17 protein-coding genes are annotated in these 21522 nt (G+C 64.9%); 6 read left to right on the top strand and 11 right to left on the bottom strand.

Translation table 11 applies throughout. The features are described from left to right. Positions 1–4: 4 nt before the first annotated feature. Positions 5–1192, bottom strand: coding sequence for an acyl-CoA dehydrogenase family protein (locus NTD82_RS28195; protein ID WP_095155355.1), 1188 nt, complete (start codon positions 1190–1192; stop codon positions 5–7). 14 nt (positions 1193–1206) lie between these two features. After that, the gene (msuE, locus tag NTD82_RS28200) at positions 1207–1776 is read right to left on the bottom strand and encodes an FMN reductase (protein ID WP_095155242.1); all 570 of its coding nucleotides are present in this window, start codon (positions 1774–1776) and stop codon (positions 1207–1209) included. Positions 1777–2153: 377 nt separating this feature from the next. Here msuE and NTD82_RS28205 point away from each other — a divergent pair, with 377 nt between their 5' ends. Beyond that, positions 2154–2546 carry a DUF4280 domain-containing protein gene (locus NTD82_RS28205; RefSeq protein WP_262131099.1) on the top strand — a complete coding sequence of 131 codons (393 nt, stop codon included), beginning with the start codon at positions 2154–2156 and terminating at the stop codon, positions 2544–2546. Between the two features lie 33 nt (positions 2547–2579). On the opposite strand, the gene NTD82_RS28210 is transcribed toward NTD82_RS28205, so the two are convergent. From NTD82_RS28210 to tssB, 9 genes are all read right to left on the bottom strand, one after another. After that, positions 2580–3116, bottom strand: a complete 537-nt coding sequence (locus tag NTD82_RS28210; protein ID WP_410017097.1) for a toxin-antitoxin system YwqK family antitoxin — start codon at positions 3114–3116, stop codon at positions 2580–2582. A gap of 11 nt (positions 3117–3127) precedes the next feature. After that, entirely contained in the window at positions 3128–5134 is a 2007-nt protein-coding gene (tssI, locus tag NTD82_RS28215; protein ID WP_262131101.1) for a type VI secretion system tip protein VgrG, read from the bottom strand. A 64-nt stretch (positions 5135–5198) separates the two neighbouring features. Continuing rightward, entirely contained in the window at positions 5199–7754 is a 2556-nt protein-coding gene (gene tssH / locus NTD82_RS28220; protein ID WP_262131102.1) for a type VI secretion system ATPase TssH, read from the bottom strand. 2 nt (positions 7755–7756) lie between these two features. Beyond that, a complete protein-coding gene (tssG, locus tag NTD82_RS28225) occupies positions 7757–8782 on the bottom strand; it encodes a type VI secretion system baseplate subunit TssG (RefSeq protein WP_262131103.1) in 1026 nt (341 codons plus the stop codon). Continuing rightward, positions 8746–10566 (bottom strand): type VI secretion system baseplate subunit TssF, encoded by a 1821-nt coding sequence (gene tssF, locus NTD82_RS28230; RefSeq protein WP_262131104.1) that lies wholly within the window; start codon positions 10564–10566, stop codon positions 8746–8748. The genes tssG and tssF overlap by 37 nt, the downstream gene beginning before the upstream one ends. Further along, the gene (tssE, locus tag NTD82_RS28235; protein ID WP_262131105.1) at positions 10550–10990 is read right to left on the bottom strand and encodes a type VI secretion system baseplate subunit TssE; all 441 of its coding nucleotides are present in this window, start codon (positions 10988–10990) and stop codon (positions 10550–10552) included. The genes tssF and tssE overlap by 17 nt, the downstream gene beginning before the upstream one ends. A gap of 16 nt (positions 10991–11006) precedes the next feature. Then, positions 11007–11504 (bottom strand): Hcp family type VI secretion system effector, encoded by a 498-nt coding sequence (locus NTD82_RS28240; RefSeq protein WP_262131106.1) that lies wholly within the window; start codon positions 11502–11504, stop codon positions 11007–11009. A 79-nt stretch (positions 11505–11583) separates the two neighbouring features. Further along, positions 11584–13077 (bottom strand): type VI secretion system contractile sheath large subunit, encoded by a 1494-nt coding sequence (gene tssC, locus NTD82_RS28245; RefSeq protein WP_095155234.1) that lies wholly within the window; start codon positions 13075–13077, stop codon positions 11584–11586. Positions 13078–13139: 62 nt separating this feature from the next. After that, positions 13140–13733, bottom strand: a complete 594-nt coding sequence (gene tssB / locus NTD82_RS28250; protein WP_095155233.1) for a type VI secretion system contractile sheath small subunit — start codon at positions 13731–13733, stop codon at positions 13140–13142. A gap of 199 nt (positions 13734–13932) precedes the next feature. Between tssB and NTD82_RS28255 the strand changes: the two genes are divergently transcribed. The 5 genes from NTD82_RS28255 to tssA are packed head-to-tail and all read left to right on the top strand — an operon-like array spanning position 13933 to position 21465. Further along, a complete protein-coding gene (locus tag NTD82_RS28255) occupies positions 13933–14403 on the top strand; it encodes a type VI secretion protein (protein WP_095155232.1) in 471 nt (156 codons plus the stop codon). A gap of 55 nt (positions 14404–14458) precedes the next feature. Then, positions 14459–15796 (top strand): type VI secretion system baseplate subunit TssK, encoded by a 1338-nt coding sequence (gene tssK / locus NTD82_RS28260; RefSeq protein WP_262131107.1) that lies wholly within the window; start codon positions 14459–14461, stop codon positions 15794–15796. Positions 15797–15812: 16 nt separating this feature from the next. Further along, positions 15813–16583, top strand: coding sequence for a DotU family type IV/VI secretion system protein (locus NTD82_RS28265; RefSeq protein WP_262131108.1), 771 nt, complete (start codon positions 15813–15815; stop codon positions 16581–16583). Further along, a complete protein-coding gene (locus NTD82_RS28270; protein WP_262131109.1) occupies positions 16580–20386 on the top strand; it encodes a type VI secretion system protein in 3807 nt (1268 codons plus the stop codon). The genes NTD82_RS28265 and NTD82_RS28270 overlap by 4 nt, the downstream gene beginning before the upstream one ends. Continuing rightward, entirely contained in the window at positions 20383–21465 is a 1083-nt protein-coding gene (gene tssA, locus NTD82_RS28275; protein WP_262131110.1) for a type VI secretion system protein TssA, read from the top strand. The genes NTD82_RS28270 and tssA overlap by 4 nt, the downstream gene beginning before the upstream one ends. Positions 21466–21522 lie beyond the last annotated feature (57 nt).

Raw genomic sequence — 21522 nt, forward strand, 5'->3', positions numbered from 1 at the left:
GGCCTTATGAGTAGAAGGTCGGGGTAGGGCGCGTACCGTTCAGCGCCCACTCGCCCAGTTCGTGGATGCGGTAATCCAGCGGGTCGTGCAGGGTCTGGGTGCGCAGGTTGCGCCAGTGCCGGTCGAAACGTAGCGAGGCATGGGTGGCGCGGGCGCCGGTGACTTCGAACAGGCGGTTGCAGATATCCAGGCCATGGCGGGTGGCGGCGACCTTGGCGGTGCCGATGGCCAGCGCCAGTTGCGCGCGCTCCTCGGCGCCGAGGGCGTGTTCCTTGGCCCAGGCGCGGTCGAGCAGGTCGGCGGCGCGTTCGATCAGCAGGCGCACGCTTTCCAGGCCGACCCAGAACTCGCCGTAATGGCGCAATACATGTGGGTCTTCGCCGCTGTGCCGGGCCGTGGAGCGGAACCACGGACGGCTTTCGTTGAGGGTGTACTGGCGGGCCTCTTCGAAGGCGCCTTCGGTGATGCCGAGGAACATGTTGGCGAAATGCAGTTGCGCGATCAGCGGCCGCAGGCAGGCGAACGGCGTGCTCAGCGGGCCCGGGTCGAGCAGCAGTTCGCTGTGTTCGACACGGACGCGCTCGAAGGTGGCGCTGCCGCTGTCGGTCTGGCGCTGGCCGATATTGTCCCAGTCGCCATGCAGGGTGATGCCGGTGCGGCCGCTGGGGATGGCGGCGATCAGCAGCTTGCCGCCGGCGCTTTCATCAACCGCCGAGGCGATCAGCATTTCCGAGTCGCTGGCGCCGGAGCAGAAGCTCTTCTTGCCGGAGAACTCGCACCAGCCGTCGAAGCGCTTGACCACGGTGCGGGTGTCCAGCGGATTGAGCGCGTTGCCCCAGAACCAGTCCTTGCGCGCGGTCAGTTCGAACCACGGCTCCCACTGCTCGGGACGGGAGAACAGGCGCACGGTGGCGAGCATCAGGTGCTGGAAGCCGAAGACATGGGCGATGGAGCTGTCGACCCGAGCGAACTGGCGCACCACGTCGAAGGTTTCGCTCCAGGTGGCGCCGAGGCCGCCATATTGGGTCGGGATCACCAGGCCGAGCAGGCCGCTGGCGCGCAGCGCGTCGCGTTCAGCCTTGGGCGTGCCGCCACGGGCATCGCGCTCGACGGCGGTCTCGGCGAATTGCGCGGCCAGCTCGCGGGCGATTTGCACAGGGGTTTGCAGGGTGTTGCGCGAAGGCAGGTTCATGGTCGACATCTGCCTCAGGCGATCTTGCGCAGGGCGCTGTCGGTGACCACGCCGGCCAGTGTCGCGGCGGCACGCTCAGCGGCCAGGGCGATACGCGCCTGCAGCGCTGGGCTGGTGATCTGGTAGTCGGTGAAATCGGCCTGGGCGGCGTACACGCCGATGGGCAGGGTCAGGGCCTGGAAGAAGCTGAACAGCGGGCGCAGTTGATGATCGATGACCAGCGCGTGGCGTTCGCTGCCGCCGGTGGCGGCCAGCAGCACGGGGGTGTCGATCAACGCATCCTGGCCGATCAGGTCGAACAGGTGCTTGAACTGGCCCGGATACGAACCGCGATAGACCGGGGCGGCGACGATCAACAGGTCGGCCTGTTCGATGGCCAGCAACTGCGCTTCCACATCAGCCGGCAACTCGGCGCGGGACAGGGCACCACCGACCGGACGGGCGATATCACCCAGCTCGATGACCTGCACGTTGAAATCCAGGTGCTGGCCCAGCGCGGCGATCAGCGCCTCGGTCAGGACCAGGGTGCGGGAAGGGCGCCAGGCCCCACCGGAAACAGCGACGATGTTGAAAGCGGTGCTCATGATTCAGGTTCCTTGGCGGAGTGAGATGCCTGGGTGGAGCAAGAGCCGTTCCAGTTTCTTGAATTCGTTGTGAATCAAGGTGTTGAGCGATTTTTCCGGTGGCTGTTGTGTTGCCGGGGCGCCGCAACTGTTGATTCAGTGTTGGTGGATGAACAGTTGTCGGGTGAACACTGTTCGGGATGCGGGGGATTTTTAGAGTGGGATGCATATTCAGTCCAATTCTTAATAAAGATAAATTTATTCGAATTAGAAATATGTGATGCAGCAGCCAATGGGGGCGCGGGTGGCGCGGCCTGTGTTTATCGCGCATCAAGAGCTAGGGAAATTTCCTACAAATGGGCTAAAGTCGACCCCACTCAACCTATCGGGAGAAAGGAATGTCGTGCCCCCAGGTCTGCTCCGGCGCCACGCTGCAATGCAGCTTCGGTGCCGCGCCATGCGTGCTGAATGTGCTGCCGGTCAACCGGGTGTTGGCTGGCGGGATGCCGGCGGCGACGATCATGGACCATATCCCGCTGGTGAACATTGCCACCTTCGGCACGTGCATGAGCATTGCCAATCCGATGGTCGCCGCCGCCACCGCCGCGGCCCTCGGGGTGTTGACGCCGATGCCGTGCATTCCCGCCACCGCCGCGCCGTGGGTGCCCGGTGCCCCGACGGTGTTGCTGGGCAGCATGCCGGCGCTGGATGCCAACAGCATGCTGATGTGCAACTGGGCGGGGGTGATCAAGATTGGCATGCCGGGTCAGGTGCAGATGTTGATTCCCTGAGATTGTCTTGGGGGGGGTGCGGCGCCGCAAACCTCACTCTTCCGCTCCATTCGTCCACCACCACTTCAACCGCGACACCGGCTTGCCCGCCGCATTCAGCGGTCGGCCGTCTTCGGCATAGCGCTGCCCCGGATCGAGCAACTGGCCGTTGAGGTATTGCGCCTTCAACGCCAGCTTGCCGTTGGGATGAAAGCGCTGCAGCAGGCCCTCGCGGACGCCATTGTTGTACAGCTCGCGCTCGGCCACCGCGCCATCCGGGAAGTAGGTGACCGCTTCACCCTGCAACAGGCCCTTGCGGTAGGTGGCCGAGCGCAGCAGTTGCCCTTCGGTGGAGTAGAAGCTGGCAACGCCTTCGAGGCGATCGTTCTGGTAGGGCAGTTGCGCAGACAGCCGGCCATTGGGGTGAAACGTCTGGCTCAGGCCGTGCAACAGGCCGCCGGCGTAACTGAGGTTGGCCTGTGGCCGGCCATGTTCTTCGATGCGCAACGGACCGTTGAGCGCCTGTTCGTGCAGGCGCCCGGTCAACTGCGCGTCGCCGCGCTGCAGGCGGAAGGCGTCGCCCTTGGTCACGTTCGGGCCCTTCAATTGACCTTCACCAGGCCGCCCTTGATGGTCAGCATGCCGCCGCCATCCACGGTCTGTTCGGCGCCGCCCTTGTTGGTCAGGCTGATGCCGGCATCGTTGGTCATGGTGGTGCCGGCCTTGTTCTCCAGCGAGGTGCCGGCCTGGTTGGCGAACGAGGTGCCGGCCTTCTGCGCGATGGAGGTGCTGGCCTGCACGGCAAGGTCCGCGCCGCTCTTGACGGTGAAGCTGGCGCCGCTCTGCAGGGTGATCTTGCCGGTCACCTTGATGGTCAGGTCGCCGTCGATGGTCAGGGCGTAGTCGCCGGTAATCTTCTCGGTGAAGTTACCGCCGGTCTTGTGGGTCTGGTCGCCGCCGACGGTCACGGTGCGGGTGTCCTTGACGTCGAGGCTGTCGCTGCCGGTCTGGATTTCGACCGTGCGCTTGCCCTTTTCCAGGGTGATGGTTTCGTCGCCTTCCTTGACCGTGCGGGTGCGGGCGTTCTGGACGGTCTGGGTTTCGTCGTGGCCGATGGTTACGGTGGCGTCGTTGAGGACGTTGGTGTTGAAGTCTTTCTGCGCCTGCAGGAAGACTTCCTCGGCGTCCTTCTTGTCTTCGAAGCGCAGGGCATTGAAGCCGCCGCCGCCCTTGGAGGAGTTGGTCTTGATCCCCGACTGGGTCTGGTTGTCGGGCAGGGTCCAGGGCACCGAGTTGTCGCCGTTGTAGACGCAGCCGCTGACCAGTGGCCGGTCGGGGTCGCCGTCGATGAAGGTGACGATCACTTCCTGGCCGACCCGCGGCACGAACTGCATGCCGAAGCTCTTGCCGGTCCAGGGCAGTACCACGCGGACCCAGCAGGAGCTGGTTTCGTTGTTCTTGCCGTCGCGGTCCCAGGGGAACTGGATCTTGATCCGGCCATATTCGTCGGTCCAGATTTCCTCGCCGGATTTGCCGACCACCGTGGCGGTCTGGGTGTGCATGCGCGGTTTCGGCGTGACCCGCTGCGGGCGGTAGGTGGTGGCCTTGGGGATCGCTTCGAAGCGGTTGCGGTAGCTGTCGTGGCTGACGTCGTGGGTCACCGAGGTGACCACCCAATCGATGTTCAGACTGGCGTCGTCATGGCCGCTGAGGGTGAAGTAATGACCGGGCACCAGCCAGCGGCAATCGCTATCGCCGACAAAGCGCTTTTCCTGGGTGCGCAGGCCGTCGACGCGCTGCTTGGTCAGCGCATCGCCACGGGATTTCTCGATGTAGCCGCCGGGATGCTCATACGCCGTGCGCGGCCCGGTCTTGGCCTCGGCCTTGCTGTACAGCGAGGTGGTCGGGGTGGTGAAGGCGTAGTCGCTGGCCGAATAGACCCCGGCCACCGCCTGCAGCACCAGTTGCCCGGAGCGGATGCCATGCAGTTCGCGGCCGCCCATGCCCTGGCCGAGGTAGCTCACCGCCGCGCCGTTGGGCAGGGCCGGGAAGGCTTCGTTGTTGTCGGCCAGCACCAGGGTGTGAATGCCGTCTTCATGGGTGAAGAACCAGAAAATCCCTTCTTCTTCGAGCAGGCGGCAGACGAAGGCGAAGTCGCTTTCGCCGTATTGCACGCAGTATTCCCGCGGCGTGTAGCTGCCCGTAAGGGACAGCTTGTAGTCGCTGAAACCATGGGCGTCGAACAGGCTGGTGACGATGTCGGAGGTGGACAGGTTCTGGAACACCCGGTTGTTGCTCGCCAGGTTCAGCCACCACAGCCACGGCCGCAGCACCACCTGGTAGCGCTCGGCACTGGCGTCGGCGGGCAACTGGTGGACCTCGGCGATCAGGCCGTCCAGCGGGCGCAGTTTGCTGTCGTTGTGCAGGGTGGCGGTGAGGTGGCTGGCGACCGCGTCGGTCAGGGTCAGGGTGCTGTCGGCGTACCCACGCAGCACCTGCAGCCCCAGGCCGTTGAGCATCTCACCGCCACTGAGCGACTCCGGATAGAGGTCGCTGAGGGCGCTGGCGGTGAGGGAAAGGCTGGTGTTGCTGTCGGTGGCGCGGGGCATCTGGGGTCTCGAACAATCAATGGCCTTGGCGGACTTTACAGGCTGGCGAGGGCAGAAGTCTTGCTCACTCCAGCGCCCATTCCGCGAGTTTCCCCGTGACCTGCTTCATCAGCACGTTTTCGATGTCCCGCGCGCCGGCGCCGCTGCACTGGGCGAGCACCGCCTTGACGATGCCGCGGTCGAAGTCGAACTGCTTGCCGGTGGCGGCCTTGTAGCGCTCGCGGAGTTTCTCCAGCTTGGCCAGGACGATACCTTCCAAGGTCAGTTCATCCAGCGGGTGATAGGGCACCACGGTCATGCGCGCGAGGAATGCCGGGCGGAACGCCTTGAGCAAGACCTTGTGCAGGCGCTCGTTGAAGACCTCGCCGTCCAGCTCGGCCTTGGCCGTGTCGAGGATCAGTTCGGCGCCGACGTTGCTGGTGGCGAGCATCACGGTGTTCTTGAAGTCGACGATCAGGCCGCTGCCGTCTTCCATCACGCCTTTGTCGAAGACGTTGTAGAAGGCTTCGAGCACGTCCGGGTGGGCCTTTTCGATCTCGTCCAGCAGCACCACCGAATAGGGCTTGCGCCGCACCGCTTCAGTGAGCACGCCGCCGCTGCCGTAGCCGACGTAGCCGGGCGGTGCGCCCTTGAGCTGGCTGACGGTGTGGGCTTCCTGGTATTCGGAGAGGTTGATGCTGATCAGGTTGCGCTCGCCACCGTACAGCGCGTCGGCGAGGGCGTAGGCGGTCTCGGTCTTGCCGACGCCGGTCGGGCCGGGCAGGAGGAACACGCCCACCGGTTTCTGCGGGTCGGTCAGCCCGGCGCGGTAGGCCTGCAGGCGCTGGGCGATGGTGTCGAGGGCGGTTTTCTGGCCCATCACTCGCTGGCCCATGCGCTGGCCGAGGGTGCGCACGGCATGGGCTTCGTCGGCGAGCATCTTGCCCACCGGGATGCCGGTCCAGCCGGCGATCACCGCGGCGACGATCTTCGAATCGACCTGCTCCGGCACCAGCGGGTCGTCCTGGCGAATGGCGTCCAGCCCGGCTTCCAGGCGCAGCAACTCGGCGGCGAGGTGGTCGATGCGGCTGTCGGTCTCGGGGTCGCGCTTGGCCGTGTCGGCGTCGGCGCGCTCGCTCAGGGCGAGCAGTTCGCGGCGGGTATCGAGCAGTTCGCGGACGGCCTCGCGCTCTTCGCTCCAGCGGGTTTCCAGCTCGCGCATGGCCTGCTGGTTTACCGTCAGTTCGGATTCCAGGCGGGTGATGCGGTCGCGGTGGTCCTGGCCGGTGGCTTGTTCGCGGCGCAGGCGTTCCACTTCTTCGTTGAGGCTGTGCTGGCGATGGCGCAGGTTTTCCAGCGGCGGCGGCACGTCGTGCTGGCCGAGGGCGACCCGGGCGCAAGCGGTGTCGAGGATGCTGATGGCCTTGTCCGGCAGTTGTCGCCCGGAGATGTAGCGATGGGAGAGCTTGACCGCGTCCTGGATCGCGGCGTCGAGCACCAGCACGCCATGGTGCTGTTCCAGTTTGCTGGCGATGCCGCGCAGCATCTGCACGCAGGTGGCTTCGCTGGGTTCTTCGACCTGGACCAGTTGGAAGCGGCGGGCCAGGGCCGGGTCTTTCTCGAAGTACTTCTTGTATTCCTGCCAGGTGGTGGCGGCCAGGGTGCGCAGTTCGCCCCGGGCCAGGGCCGGCTTGAGCAGGTTGGCCGCGTCGCTGCCGCCTTCGGCACCGCCGGCGCCGATCAGGGTGTGGGCTTCGTCGATGAACATGATGGTCGGCATGGGCGCGTTGCGTACCGCCTCGATCACGCCTTTGAGGCGCTGTTCGAACTCGCCCTTGACCCCGGCGCCGGCCTGCAACAGGCCGAGGTCGAGAACCCGCAGGCAGACGTCTTGCAGGGCAGGGGGCACGTCGCCGGCGGCGATGCGCAGGGCGAGGCCTTCCACCAGCGCGGTCTTGCCGACGCCGGGTGCGCCGACCAGGATCGGGTTGTTCTGCCGCCGCCGCAGAAGGATGTCGATGCATTGGCGGATCTCGCCTTCGCGGCCGATGATCGGGTCGATGCGCCCGGCCCGGGCGTCGGCGGTGAGGTCCTGGGTGTACTGCTCCAGCACCGGGTCTTCGGTGTTTTTCGCCGCGGCCTTGCCGCGTTTGGTCGGGGCATTGGCGGCGGGCTGTTCGCGGGAGGCGGCGGTCCATTCCTGGAACTTGCCGCGCAGGGTATCCAGCGGGATGGCCAGCAGCGGCGCGGCGCTGTTGAGCAGCAGGCTGCGGTACTCCTCGCGCTCCAGCAGCACCAGCAGCAACAGACCCGAGCGGATGCTCTGTTCTTCGCGCACGCCGGCTTGCAGGACGGCGTCCTTGAGCAGGTTGACGGTCTGCGCCGAGAGCGACGGCGTGCGGGTATTGCCGGACTTGAACAGCTCCAGGGCGCGGTTGATCTGTTCGCCCAGGGCGTCGCGCTCGACCTTCAGCGGCGGCAGCAGACAGGCCAGGTCGCCGCCAGGAATCTCCAGCAGTTCCAGCAGGAAATGCTCGATCTCGATGAAGTGATGACCGCGTTGCAGGCAACGCTGCGCGGCGCGCTCCAGTGCATTGTGGGTGTCGCTGTTCAACCAACCGATCAGGCTGCCGAGCTCCATGTTCACACCTCTGCCGGCTGTTGTAGCCGGGTATTGAATACCTGACGGCGGGTCGGGTCGCTCTTGCGCTGCAACCCGTTGTTCCAGTTCAGCCGCGGACGGTTGTCGTTCATGAGGAACATCGGCCGGGCGCCGTCGATCAACAGCGTCAATGCGCAGTCTAGATCGGGGCCGAAATACAGGGCGGCAAGATCGGCCAGTTGGTGGTGGGTGTCGCCACCGGGCAGCAGCGGTTTGGCCTGTTCGGCGCTGAGCGGGCCGATGTGCAGGCGGATGCCGGCGTGCTCGTCCCACATGCGTTTGCCGGCGATCGCCGTGCGCCCCAGTTGCAGGTTGCGCCCGCCACGTTTGAGCACGCTGCGACTCGCCGGCGGGATGTCGCACCAGGCGCCGTCATGGCCTTCGACACGCAGCGGCAGGTTGAAATGATGGCGGACGATCGAGGCGAAACCGGCCAGCGAGCGCCGCCCGCCGGTGATCAGCGCGGTGCGCGCCAGCAGCGCGGCGTCGGGCAGTTTCTGGCGATCCTGCAGGCCGGCCGGCAGCAACCCGGCCAGCGCGCGCAGTTGCTGTTGCACCGGGGTATCGCGGGCTTCGGCGAAGCCGAGGGCGACCCGGTGCTTGCGCAGGGTGCGGTAGAGCAGGCTGAGCAGGCGGTGCTGGAACAGGTCGAGAAATTCCGCCGGCGCGTGGTCGCGCTCCAGCGCCCGCTGTTGCAGCCACTCCTGGAAGGCGTAGGGCAGCGGACCGTCGGGGCCGCCAAGGCCGAAGATCGGCGTGCTGAGGATCGGCCGCGGATCATGGGCGTCGTGGCTGATCTTTTCGATCTGGCTGGCGGGAAACACCGGCGTCAGCGGGCCGCGCAGGCGCACCGCTTCGTTTTGCGGCACGCTGCCGCGGCCCAGCGAGGTCGCCTTCTGGTTCTCGTGTTCGAGGATCAACAAGGCCTGAAGCAACTCGAAGCCTTCGGGTCGTGCGCGCAACGTCTCGCTCAGAGGCACAGCGGCATGCCGGCTTGCGGGCTCCATGTCTTGATCTCCTTGGTGGCATCGTCGGCATCGACCAACACGGTGGTGATAAAGCGGTTGGCCGTGGCGTACAGCGAGAAGAATTGCGCCAGTACCGCGGAAAACAGCACGGTGCTGTGCCCGGCGAAGTGCGCCGGGTCCAATTGAATCCGCACTTCCAGGCCCTTGCGCCAGCCGCGCCAGGCGTCCTTGCCGACATGCCCGACGATACGTTCGCAGGCCAGGCTTTTCAGCCCGTCGATCTGCCGCCCGGCGCTGGCTTCGTTGCGCAGGTTGTGCAGGGTCAGCATCTCGCGCAGGGCATCCAGCGCGTGTTCGCCTTCGACCAGCGACAGGTGATTGAGGGTCAGTTGCGACACCAGCCGCCAGCGCGACTGGCCGTCAAGGTTCGGCACGCCTTGCGAGCTGGGCGGGTTGACCAGGCGGGCAGTGGCCGGCGCGCCGGGGCGCTCGAACGCCAGCACGGTGCCGGCAGCCAGGCTCTGCGCCAGGTGCCGGTTGGTGCACAGCAGGTCGGCGCTGAGGCTGAAGTCCCAGCTTTGGCTACGCGGATTGAAGCCGGGATCGACCAGGCTGACCAGTATGTCGCTGCCGATCCGGTTCGGCGTCAGGCCATTGATGCGCCGCGCATGCCAGTACATCTGCGCGTTGCTGCTGTGCTGGCTGCCGTAGTACGGCGCCACCGGCCGCACCACGCCATCGGCGGACAGGGTGCGCATGCCGCGGATGCTGTGGATTTCCACGCTGTTTTCGCGGTGGGCATCGGCGACCAGACGGTACTCGCTGTTCTTGCCATCCGGGCGCAGCGGCTCGGAGGTGCGGCGGAACAGGTTGATCGCCGGCACGCAGCCCAGGGCGATATCGCTGGCCTGCAGGTGCAGGTGCGGCGGTGTCGGGCGGTCGAACACCAGGTACAGGTCAAGGCTGTTGCCGTCGATGCGGGACGGGTCGAGCGGCACATCGAAGAAGTGGAATTTCTCCGGGAACGCGAAATACTCGGTGAGCAAGCGCAAGCCCGGGTGCACGCCGTCTTCCTCGGGCAGCAGGGCCTGGTCGTCGGCGAAACCGACCACCTCGGGCAGGCGGGCCTGCTTGTCCGCGCGCTTCAGGCGTTGCGGGCGTTCGCCGGGGGCGCTGTTGAACACGCCGATGGTGTGGGCACCGAGCAGGTCATACAAGGTGGCGTTGACCATCGGCGAGGCGTTCAGGTGCAGGCGCAACTGGCGCACATCCAGTGCGTTGAAGGCCGCCTTGCCTTGATAGTCGATGCGCAGGCGCAGGGCGGAACCGGCGTTGTACTGGCCGGTCAGCTTGCGGGCTTCGTCGCCGTCGAGCAGCACCGCATCGGTGATTTTCAACGGCCACAACGTCACCTCGGCGCCGGTGCGGAAATAGATGCTTTCGCCGCGGGTGGTGGTGACGAACAGCGAGGTGTCCCGCGCCAGGGTGTAGCCGCTGTCCAGGTTGCCTTTGCCCTCGGCGGGTTCGATCCGCACGATGGTGCAGGAGGGCAGGGGCCGCAGGGCCAGCGGGTAGAGTTGTTCGAGCAGGGCGTCGCTGAATTCGGCGTAGTCGTCGTCGAGGCGCCGTTGCAGGCGCGCCGAGAGCAGGGCGAAGCCTTCCAGCAGGCGTTCGACATGCGGGTCCTGACTTTCTCCCGGCGACAGCTCCAGACGCCGCGCCACCTTGGGGTAGCGGTTGGCGAAGGCGCTGCCAGCGTTGCGCAGCCAGGTCAGTTCACGTTGGTAATAATCCAGTAGCAGCGGGTCAATCGAGTCGCTCATGGCTGACCTCCAGACCCGTGTCGGTCTTGTCCACCACGAACGCCACCGGCCATTGCTGGCCGCCCTGGCGCAGCAGTCCGCTGAGCAGGATGCTCAGGCTGCGGGGTTGCCCGGCCACCAGCCGCACGTCCACCTCGCCCAGTTGCAGGCGCGGTTCGAAGTGCGTGATCGCGGCACGGATTTCCCGGGCGATGCGCCGACGGTCGTCGGGGTTGCTCGCCTGCAGACCGCTCCAGTCGCCGAGGCCGTAGTCCAGCACCGTTGGCGGCGAGGTCCGCGACGGGCCGGCGCGCCGGCTGTTGAGCAGGCGCAGCAGTTCTTCGCGGACCGACGTGGCCAGGGCGTGACGGTCCAGTTGCGGCGCATCGTCGCCGGCCCCGGCCAGGCGTTCAAACAGCAGCGGGCGGTTGCCCGTGGAGGACATGATCGACTACCGCGACTTAGCTGCCCGCCTTGTTGAGTTTCATGTCCCAGGTGGTGGCGGCCGTGCCTTCCTTGACGCCGTCGTATTTCTGCGTGGTCAGTTCCCACTTGATCTTGGTGAAGTTCAGGGAAATGGTTTCCACCGGCTTGCCACCGGTACCGCCGCTGACGCTGACGTTGGAGAACACCACGTTGTCGAGGGTGTAGACGATGAACGGGAGAATCTGCCCGCTGCCTTCGGCGGCGTTACGGCCGATGGTGATCTTGGCCTGGGCAATCGCCTTGCCGGAGGCGCAGTACAGGTTCAGGTTGGGGGTGGACGTGTCGACGAACTTGGTCAGGGTGAACTCGCCCACGTGAGGCTTGCCCGAGGTCCGCTCGGTGTTGCTGACGTCGTTGGTGACCTGCATGGAGACGTTGTGGCTGTAGGACATGATTTCGATCTTGTCCGTGAAGCCTTCGAGCTGGCTGTCACCTTTGATGTCGTCGCCCAGGTCCAGAATGATCGCATCCATCGCGTAAAGCTCCTGCTGCTAGAAATTTGGAATGAAAGAGGGGGAGCGGCTCCCGCGGGCGAACCCGCGGGAGTCACGGTCAGGCGGCTGCCGAAGGCGGCAGGGTCGCGACCAGGCGGATCGAAGCGGTCAGTTCTTCCAGCTGGAAGTGCGGACGCAGGAACACGGTGGCACGGTAGGCGCCTGGCTTGCCAGGCACTTCGGAAACATCCACACGGGCTTCGCGCAACGGGTACTGGGCCTTGATTTCCTGAGGGGCGTTATCGTTGATCAGCACGTAGTCGGCGATCCAGTTGTTCAGGTAGGTCTGTACGTTGTCGCGGGTCATGAAGCTGCCGACCTTGTCGCGCATGATTACCTTGAGGTAATGAGCGAAGCGCGACGACGCCAGCACGTACGGCAACATGCTCGAGACGCGCGCGTTGGCGTTGGCCTCGTTGGTGTTGTAGGCGCGTGGCTTGTTGGTGGTCTGGCCGCCGAAGAACACGGCAGTGCCGGTGTTTTTCTTGTGGCACAGGGAGATGAAGCCGAGGTCGTTCAGCTCTTTCTCGCGGCGGTCGGTGATGGCGATTTCGGTCGGGCACTTCAAGGTCAGGTCGCCGGAGGCGGTCTTGAAGGTGTGCTGCGGCAGGTTGGTTACCGCACCGCCACTTTCAGCGCCACGGATCGCCGCGCCCCAGCCGTATTTGGCATAGGCGTCGGTGAGGCGTTGGGCCAGGGCCCAGGCGGCGTTGCCCCAGAGGTATTTCTTGCCGTCGGCGCCGGCGACGTCTTCGTTGAAGTCCATGCCGTCGACCGGCAGGGTGTCCTTGCCGTAAGGCAGGCGCAGGAGGAAGCGCGGCAACACCAGGGACACGTAGCGCGAGTCCTCGGTGGCGCGGAAGTCACGCCATGGGCCCAGCTCCAGGCTTTCGAAGACTTTGGCCAGGTCCTTGGGAACCGACAGGTCGTTGAACTGCTTCATGTCGAACAGCAGCGGGCTGGCGGCGGCAATGAATGGCGCGTGAGCGGCCGCGGCGACTTCGGAGAGCTTGGTCAGCAGGGCGATGTCCTGCGGGTGACGGCCGAAGTAGTAGTCGCCAACCAGGGCGCTGAACGGGTAGCCACCGAAGGTGCCGTATTCCTCTTCGTAGATCTTCTTGAACAGGACGGTCTGGTCGAAGTCGACGGCGCGGGTCAGGTCCTTGCTCAGCTCGTTCTGCGAGACGTTGAGCAGGCGCAGTTTCAGACGGGTGCCGGTTTCGGTGTTGCTCACCAGCATGTGCAGGCCGCGCCAGGACGCTTCGAGCTTCTGGAAGGCTTCGTCGTGGAGGATTTCGTTGAGCTGGTCGCTGATCAGCTTGTCGATCTGGCTGATGCGGTTGTTGATCAGGGCACGGGTGTCAGTGTCTTGACCCTGGCTGGCGGCGAGGGCCTTTTCCAGAACCTGGCTGGCGAACTCGGCGATCATGTCCTGGGCATAGACCTTCTGACTGTCGTCATGAACGATCTGGCCTTCCTTGATGATCTTTTCCAGCAGGGTGAGGGTCTGGGTGCTGCCTTCGCTTTGATTCTCGGTGCTTGACGCGGGCATGGTGGTGTCTCCGGGAGCAGAGGGGTGTGATCAGGCGTGCGAGTCAGGAGGGGCTGGACCGATTACTCGGTCTTGGTCTCGGTGTTCTCGCCAGGCACTACGTCATCGTCTTTTGTCCCGGGCGGCGTCTCGTCTTTCTTGACTTCGCCAGTGCTGGCGGTGGTGCCGGAGCGGGCGGCCTTGATCGCTTCCAGGTCTGCTTCGGTGCTCTTGAGCACTTCCTTGAGCAGTTCGTCGAGCTTGTCGTTGCCGTCGAGCTTGGTCAGCAGGTCGCGCAGGCGCTCACGGGCTTCGAACAGCACCTTGAGCGGCTCGACTTTCTTCACCACGTTGACGGGGTCGAAGTCCTCGATCTTGCTGAAGCTGAGCTTCGCGCTGAGGGGATTGCCTTCTTTGTTGAGGGTGTTCTTGACGTTGACGGTGACGCTGGGGGCGATGGATTCGACGACTTTGTCGAAGTTATCGCTGTCGATGTCGACGAAGCGGCGCTCGTTGAGCTTGGCCGGGTTCTGCGTGGCACCCGACAGATCGGCAAGAACACCAACCACCAGAGGCAATTCCTTTTTCTCGATGGCGTTACCGGTTTCTACGTCATAGGTGATCTGCACGCGAGGCGGACGGACCCTGTCCAGCTTGTGCTGAATACTTTCTACCATAGTGGCTGACTCCGATGCAGAAGGCGGGCGCAATGCAACGGTTTCCCACTGATCGCAATCCCTTGCTAGACCGCGGCGTGGACACGCTCTTGTCGAGGTTCCTGTTTTCCGCAATCACCTCAATTCGTCATGGTGGCGAATTGGCATGGATGCTATAACAGGCATGCCGAAATGCAAATAAAACTTTTCTTGGATCATCATGCGTCTTAAAAAGTTCATATCCATCAAGATTTTGGCGGTACTTTTGACAGCCTCGGCAATGGCCGGATGTTCATTGTTTGGATCCAAGGTTAGTGTCGATGGCGTCACCCTGGATGTTGCTTTGCGCGCAAACGATGATTCGCCGATCGCCGTGGATTTCGTGGCCGCCAACGATGTTGACCTGCTTGGAAAGTTGTCCGGGCTGACAGCAAAACAATGGTTTGCCACGCGTGAACAATATCAGCGCGACTTTCGTCAGTACTTGCATGTTTGGGGCATGGAGCTAGTGCCTGGACAGTTGATTGAATCGTCAACTTTCCCGCTTGATGGAAAGCCGTCGGTTGGACTTCTGGTATTTGCCAATTATCAAAGTCCGGGCGCCCATCGCTTGCGCCTTGAAGACCAGCGCAGCATCCGCTTGAAATTCGACAGCCGTGAAATGACCCTGCTCGACCAGAACACACGCTGACCGCGGCCGCCGCCGCGCTTGGCCATACGCCAGATACAGGATGTGAAGGGACTTTATGAGCGTGCGACCTGATGTGGTCTGCTGGTACGAAGGCATGCAATTGCTGCCCCAGCATTTTCAGTTGCAAGGGCTGCGGGCCGAGGCCATGGCGGCCCACCTGGCACTGGCTGCCAACCCCTGGTATTGGGGCGTAGCGCATTTCGAACACGACCCCGCCGCGCTGGTGGCCGGCAAACTGCGCCTGCTGAGCCTGGAGGCGACCATGCCCGACGGCATGCCGGTCAGCCTCGGCGCGGCGCAGGAAACCCAGCTTGAGCTGGACCTGGCCAAGCCGGTGAAGGATTCCGAGACCTCCACCGTCACTGTCTACCTGGCGTTCAACCCGCTCTGGCAAGGCCAGCGCCTGCGCGCGATGGAGGGGCGTTGGCAGTCGGAACTGAGCGAGCCGGTGCCCAATCTCGACAGCGGCCTGGACGATGAACGCGTCACCGTCTGGAAGCCCGCGCCGCGCCTGGTCACCGACCGCGACAAGGCCGACAGCGTGTGCCTGCCGCTGATCCGCGTGCGCAAGGAAAACGGCGTGTACAAGGCCTTGCCCGACTTCGTCGCGCCGAGCCCGCGGGTTACGCCGCAATCTGTGCTGGGGCAGCGGGTGCTGAAGTTGTGCGCCATGGTGCGGGAAAAGTGCGGGTCGATCGGCGTGCGCCTGCAGGGCGTCGAGCTCGAAGGCGACCCCGCCCGCGCCCGGGTATTGCGCAGCCAGTCGGCGGCGCTGTGGGCGCGATTGCCAGAAGTCGAGGGCGCGCTCTACAGCGGCATCGCCACACCCCAGGCGCTGCACGGCCTGCTGTTGGGCATGGCCGGAAGTTGGGCGGCGCTGGATCCGGTCAACGGCGTGCCGGCGTTTTCTCCGCTGGAGTTTCTTGACCTGTACCGCGGCTATGACGAAGTCCTCGACTGGCTGGAACGCAGTCTGAAGAAAGTCCGCGAAGGGCTGCGCAGCGTGCCGTTCGAACAGAGGGGCAACGTCTACGAGATCCAGTTGCCGTCTTTCGATCCCTCCCGTCCGTTGCTGGTCGGCCTGCGCATGCCACCCGGAGCACCCGAGCCAGACGCTTCGCTGTGGCTGGGGCGGACCATCATCGCCTCGGCCGGCAATGTCGCTGACCTCGCTCGCCAGCGTCGACCGGGCCTCAAGCACAGCGCCCTGGACCTGGCCCGGCAGGCCGCCAGTGGCGTGGGTAGCGAGACCCGGCTGTTCGAGATCGATACGGGCGAGCACTGGTTCAACCCGCAATTGCCGTTGCAGATCGTTTCGCCGGGGAATGGGGAAACCTTCAAGCCCTGGCAGATTGTTTTGTTGATTGACGACAACCACGAAGAAGTCGCCTGACACGGTAAGGACACCTATGCCAGAAGGGATTGCCGTATCGCGCTTTCGCGGCGTGCAGGACGCTCCGCTGACCAACGCCTTTCGCGAGGCGTGGCAGGAGTGGTTGGCAGCCTGGAACGAGCTGGACAAGCGCGCCGAAGACACCGGGCAATTGCTCGAACAGGTGGTCGAGCTGTCCACCTCCGCGACCCGCCGCCTGTGGCGCACCGCGTTCGCCAGCGTCGGCGACTCGGCGCCTTTGCAGATCAAGGCGATGGTCTACGCCTTTGTCGCGCTGGTGGACGAAACCCTGCTGTTCGCCGACTGGCCGGGCCAGCCCGAGTGGCAGGAGCGGCCGCTGGAGCTGCGTCTGTATTCGAGCCGCCAGGCGGGTGACCGCGTGCCGGTGGAAATCAAGCGCCTGCTCGACGAACAAGCCCCCACCAGCCGCGACCTCGGCAACGTTTACCTGCTGTGTCTGATCCTCGGTTTCCACGGCCGCCTGCGCGGCCCCGGCGGCGAAGCGCTGCATGCCAAATGGCGGCATGCGCTGTTCAACCTGACCCGCCAGCGTGATCCGGATTACGCCAACGTCAGTGCCTTGCTGGCCGAGCCGGCCAGTGTGGTGCCGCAGCAGTTGCCGGTGCGCGAGTCGATGCCCGATGGCCTGCGTCTTGGCCTGCTGGTGCTGGGCATCACCCTGTTGCTGATCGGTGTCGGCCATCTGTTCTGGCGTGATATCGGCGACGAGCTGTCGCCGGTGCTGCACCTGGCAACACCCTTCCAGGTCCAGGAGCCAACTTCATGAGCCTGTCGACGCTGGGTTGGGTGATCGGCATCGTCGTCATCCTGCTGCTTCTGGTACTGCTGGTGGTCTGGCTGCGCAACCGCAATGGCGCCGCCGTGCGCAGCTTCTATTTTGCCGTGCGCCAGATGGAGCACGATCAGGGCGTCGGCGGGCGCTATCAGGCACCGTGGATGCTGATGCTCGGTGACGAGGTGCAGGGCGCGCAGTTGTGCGCGAGCTGGAACCTCAATGCCATCGACAAGCCGGCCTGGTTCGGGCGCTGGTGGTCCGATCCGTCCGGCGCGGTGCTGGTGGTGCCGCAATCGGTGTTCTTGCCCGGCGAGGGCATGAAGCAGGTCGGTGGCTGGTGGACCCTGCTCGGCCTGTTGCTGCGGCTGCGTTCGCGTCGGCCGCTGGACGGCGTGATCTGGACTGTCGCCGCCGCCGACCTGCTGGATGCCGACCGCGCCGCGACCCTGGGCCTGGACGCTCGGCGCCGCTTCATCGACCTGCTGCACCGGCTGGGCATGAGCCTGCCGGTGTATGTGGTGATCACCGGCATGGAGGCCGTGCCGGGCTTCCAGGAACTGGCCAATGCCCTGCCGGAAGAAACCCGTCGGCAGATGCTGGGCTGGTCGTCGCCGTATGCCGCCGATGCGACCTGGCAGTCGCAGTGGACTGAAGACGCCATGCAGCAGGTCAGCCAGGCGCTGTCCGAGGCGATCATCCAGATGGGCACCCTGTCCGGTGAATTGCACGATGACCTCGACGCGCTGCCGCAGCGCATCGATGGCCTGCGCCGCAACCTGCAGATGCTGTTGTGGCCGGTGTTCCAGGGCAATACCCACGGCGAGGCACCGGTTCTGCGCGGGCTGTACTTCACCGGGGCCCAGGCGTTCCAGGGCAATGCCGAGGCGTTGACCGCGCTGGATCAGCCGCTGCAGGAAAACGTCTTCGCCCATGGCCTCTGGCAGCAACGGATCAACGCCGAGCGCGGCCTGGCCCAACCGATCCCGCGGCTGCTGCAATTGCGCCAGCGTTGGCAGCGGGTCGTCGCGATCGGTGCGGCGGTAGTGGGGCTGGTCTGGGTGCTGGCGATGGCCTGGGTCTGGAACGACTCGGTACGCGATGCCGGCGAGTTGTCGCGGCTGTTGCAGAACGCGCAGAACGACTACGTTGCCGTCGGCGACGACAGCCACCGCAAGGAACTGACCCGGCACAACGTGCAGGCCTTCTGGACTGTGCTGGAGCGCGCACCGCGCTGGCATTTCACCTCGCTGGCGTATCCGACCTCATGGTTCTCCTCGCTGGATGACCGTCTGGACCAGGTGTTGCAGCACACATCCATGAGTCATATGCGTCAGCCGATCCACGACCTGTTGCAGGCTGACCTGAACGATGTCCTGGCGATCAACGACAACAGTCGCCGCAGTTCGGCGCAGGACGGCGATCCGGCGCAATGGCCGAGCTACCTCAAGGCCCGCGAACTGGTGCAGAAGGTCAACCGCCTGGAGCAGGCCGCCAGCCTCTACACCCAGGCCCTGGCCAATCCGAAAACCCCGCTCGACCAGTTGATCCCGCTGAGCAATCAGACCCTGGACCTCAACCTGAATGCCGGAACCCTGCCGCGCGAAGGGTTCTACAACCGTCTGCTGGTGGCGCAGGGCATTTCGCCGCTCAAGCCGCTGGACCTGTCGCTGCACCGCAGCACCATCACCGCCAACTTCAACCAGTTGATGGAAAGCTGGCTGGGCCATTACTTCCGCACCGACGGCTTCATCAGCTCGGCCGGTTACCTCAAGCTCTACCTTGACCGCCTGGAGGCCGGTGCGCCGCAGACCCTCAAGGAACTGGAGCACATGGACGCGCTGATCGAGGATCTGCAAGCCTCCATCGACCTGACCAACTCCAACTGGAGCCGCGGCAAGGGCCAGGACCTGGTCGCCGGCTACAGCGATCTGCTCGCGCAAGTGCGCCAGAGCAAGGTGCTGGGCCCGGCGGTGGCCGAGGAAATCGAGCGTCGCGCCGAGCAGATGCAGTTCCATTTCAAGGAGCAGTGGGTGGCGCAGGGCGCGTCGAGCAAAAGCCTGATGGTGCAGACCACCACCGGGCAACTGGCCTTGCAGGAACGCATCATCCACCTGCACAGCGCGATCAACCTGCTGCTCAAGCGCGACTTCGTTGCCCGTGCCCTGCGTGAGGACGGAACGGGCGACAGCGATCAGTTGAACCATGTCGACAGCGAAGGCCTGCGCCTGGCCCAGAGTTACTACGAGAGCTACAAGACATACGCCCATGAGTCGATGGCGGGCATCCCGCCGGTGTACCGCAACGCCTTGCTCAAGACCGCCGAAAACACCGCCGCCGATGCCATGTGGCTGAGCCTCAACCGGCAGACCCCGCTGAGCGAACTGGAAAGCCTGCCGTCGTTCCAGGTCCGCACCGACCAGGCCGTGGCGGTACACCGTGCGCTGATGCAGTTGCAGCGACCGGAGCTGGCCGGCGGCTTGCAGACCGCGCTGAACCAGAGCGCGCTGGCCGATGTGGCGCAAGCCATCGAGGAAGTGTTCCAGCAGCCGGTGTTCCGTGATCGGGCCGACATCAACCAGTGGGACGGCACGAAGGACTTCGGTCTGCGACTGTTCCGCGCGGTCGATGCGCAAGACCTGAAGAGCAGCCTCGACCAGCAGTTCGGCGTCATCACGGTGATTACCGAGCAGGCGGCGCCGGCGCTGGAATGGCTGATGACCCAGTTGCCCAACCTCAACCTGAGCGAGTCGGAACTGGTCACGCGCTTTCATTCGCTGGGCGAGGAGATGACCAAGTACAAGGCGCAGAACCCGTCCAGTTCGCCCGCGTTGATCACCCAATTGATCGTTCGCGACTTCAACGACATGGACCAGAGCAGTTGCCTGAAAATCCTGCTCTCGGCCAATGCGCCGCATGCCACCGGGCAACTGACCCAGCGCTGGATCAACCTGCAGCAGAACGCTTTGCAGCGCTGCCAGTTTTTGCAGCGCCAGGCGGTGTCCAGTGCCTGGAACGAGCTGGCCGGCTACTTCAACCAGTACCTGGCCGGGCGTTTCCCGTTCGCTACCGATCAGCGCGCACCGGACGCCGACCCGGCGCGGGTGCAGTACTTCCTGACCCTGATCGACAACCGCTTGCCCCAGGCCCGCGATGGCCTCGGCCTGTTGGCTTCCCGCGATCGCGCCGCCGCCAGCGAGTTCCTCGACCGCGTGGCGCGGGCGCGGCCGTGGCTCGGCGCCATGCTGGTGCGGGATAACGCCGGGCTGTCCGGGATCGACATGGAAGTGCGCTGGCGCACCGACCGCGACAGCGAGCGCGGCGCCGATCAGGTCATCACCTGGGCGCTGGGCGCGGGTAATCGCGAGATCGTCCACCCTGGCGAGGATCAAGTGCTGCACTGGAGCGTTGGCCAGCCGTTAAGCCTGCGCCTGCGTTGGGCGCGAGACGGCACCCAGCGACCGGTCAACGATCCTTCGCAACAGCAACTGCATGTCAGCGGCCTGGAAGCCGAATGGCAGTACCAGGGCCCTTGGGCGCTGCTGCGCCTGATCAGCGCCCACAGCTCCATGCTGCGCCAGCCGAACGTCGACTACACCGAGTTCCCGCTGAGCCTGGAAGTGCCGGTGCACGCTCAGCCTGAGGAAGAGAACCAGACCCTGATGTTCCTGCGCCTGTCGCTGATGAGCCAGGGCGGCAAGGCGCCGTTGTCCATTCACCCGTTGCCGGTCCAGGCACCGCTTTCACCGTTCGGCTACGCGCCGCGTTCGGTGGCTGATACAGGAGATTACCCATGACCTCACCCGGCTTTTCCCAGCGGGTCGGCCAGTTGCTCGAACCGATTTCCGCCGAGTCGCCGTGTGGCCCCAGCCTGACCTATGACGCGGTCTTCGCCGTGATGCGAGAAATGCGCCGAGAAGAAGACACCACGTTACCCACCGGCGTCTGGTCCACCAACGAGGTCAAGCGCGCCGATTGGGCCGGCCTTGAGCGGCAGGCCACCCAGGTGTTGCGTGAGCGCAGCAAAGACCTGATGGTCGCCGCCTGGCTCGGCGAAGCCTGGTTGCACCGCGAAGGCATGGCCGGCGTGGTCAATGCCCTGGCGTTGCTGGGCGGGCTGTGCGAGCGCTACCCCGACGAGGTGCATCCGCTGGTCGAGAACGGTGACGTGGACTGGCGTGCCGCGCCACTGGAATGGGTGGCGACGCGCTACAAAGAGGTGCTGTTGTCGCGCCTGCAACTGCTGCCGCAGACGCCGGGCGATGTCGAACGCTTCAGCCTGCAAGACTGGCAACAGATGAAGCTTCGCCAGGTCCAGGTCAACGACAGCAAACCGGCCAAGGTCGCCGCCGAGGCGGCCCATGCGTTGCAGAAGAAAATCAGCGAGCAGGTGCGCCTCACGCCCCTGAGCTGGTGGCAGCAAGGGCTGCTGGCGGTGCAGAACGGACAGGCGCAACTGCTGCTGCTCGATGGCTGGTGCGACCGTCACCTGGGCGATTCCGCGCCGGCTTTCGCGCAATTGCGCACGGTCCTGCAGACGCTGGAAACCCTGCTTAAAGAATTCGTCGCCCTGCATCCGCCGCAGGTTGTTCCTGTCGAAACCCCCGAGCCACAACCGGAGAGCCCACCGACGATGGATGCCCCCGTCACTGAAACCCGCCTACCGTCCAACGAACCCCGTACCCGTGATGAAGCCTATCGGCAACTGCTGGTGATCGCCGACTACCTGGCCCGCACCGAACCCCACAGCCCGGTGCCGTACCTGATTCGCCGGGGAGTGGAGTGGGGGAACAAGCCGCTGCGGGAATTGCTGGGGGAGTTGATCAGTTCCGATGCCGAGGCGAGGAGGTTGTGGACCTTGATGGGGGTTTTGTAGGGGGGCCGATTGACGGCGTATCGCGAGCAAGCTCGCTCCTACAGGGGCCGCGTTAGG

Origin of the sequence: Pseudomonas sp. 5P_5.1_Bac1 (assembly GCF_025466015.1) — a bacterium.
Taxonomy (GTDB): domain Bacteria; phylum Pseudomonadota; class Gammaproteobacteria; order Pseudomonadales; family Pseudomonadaceae; genus Aquipseudomonas.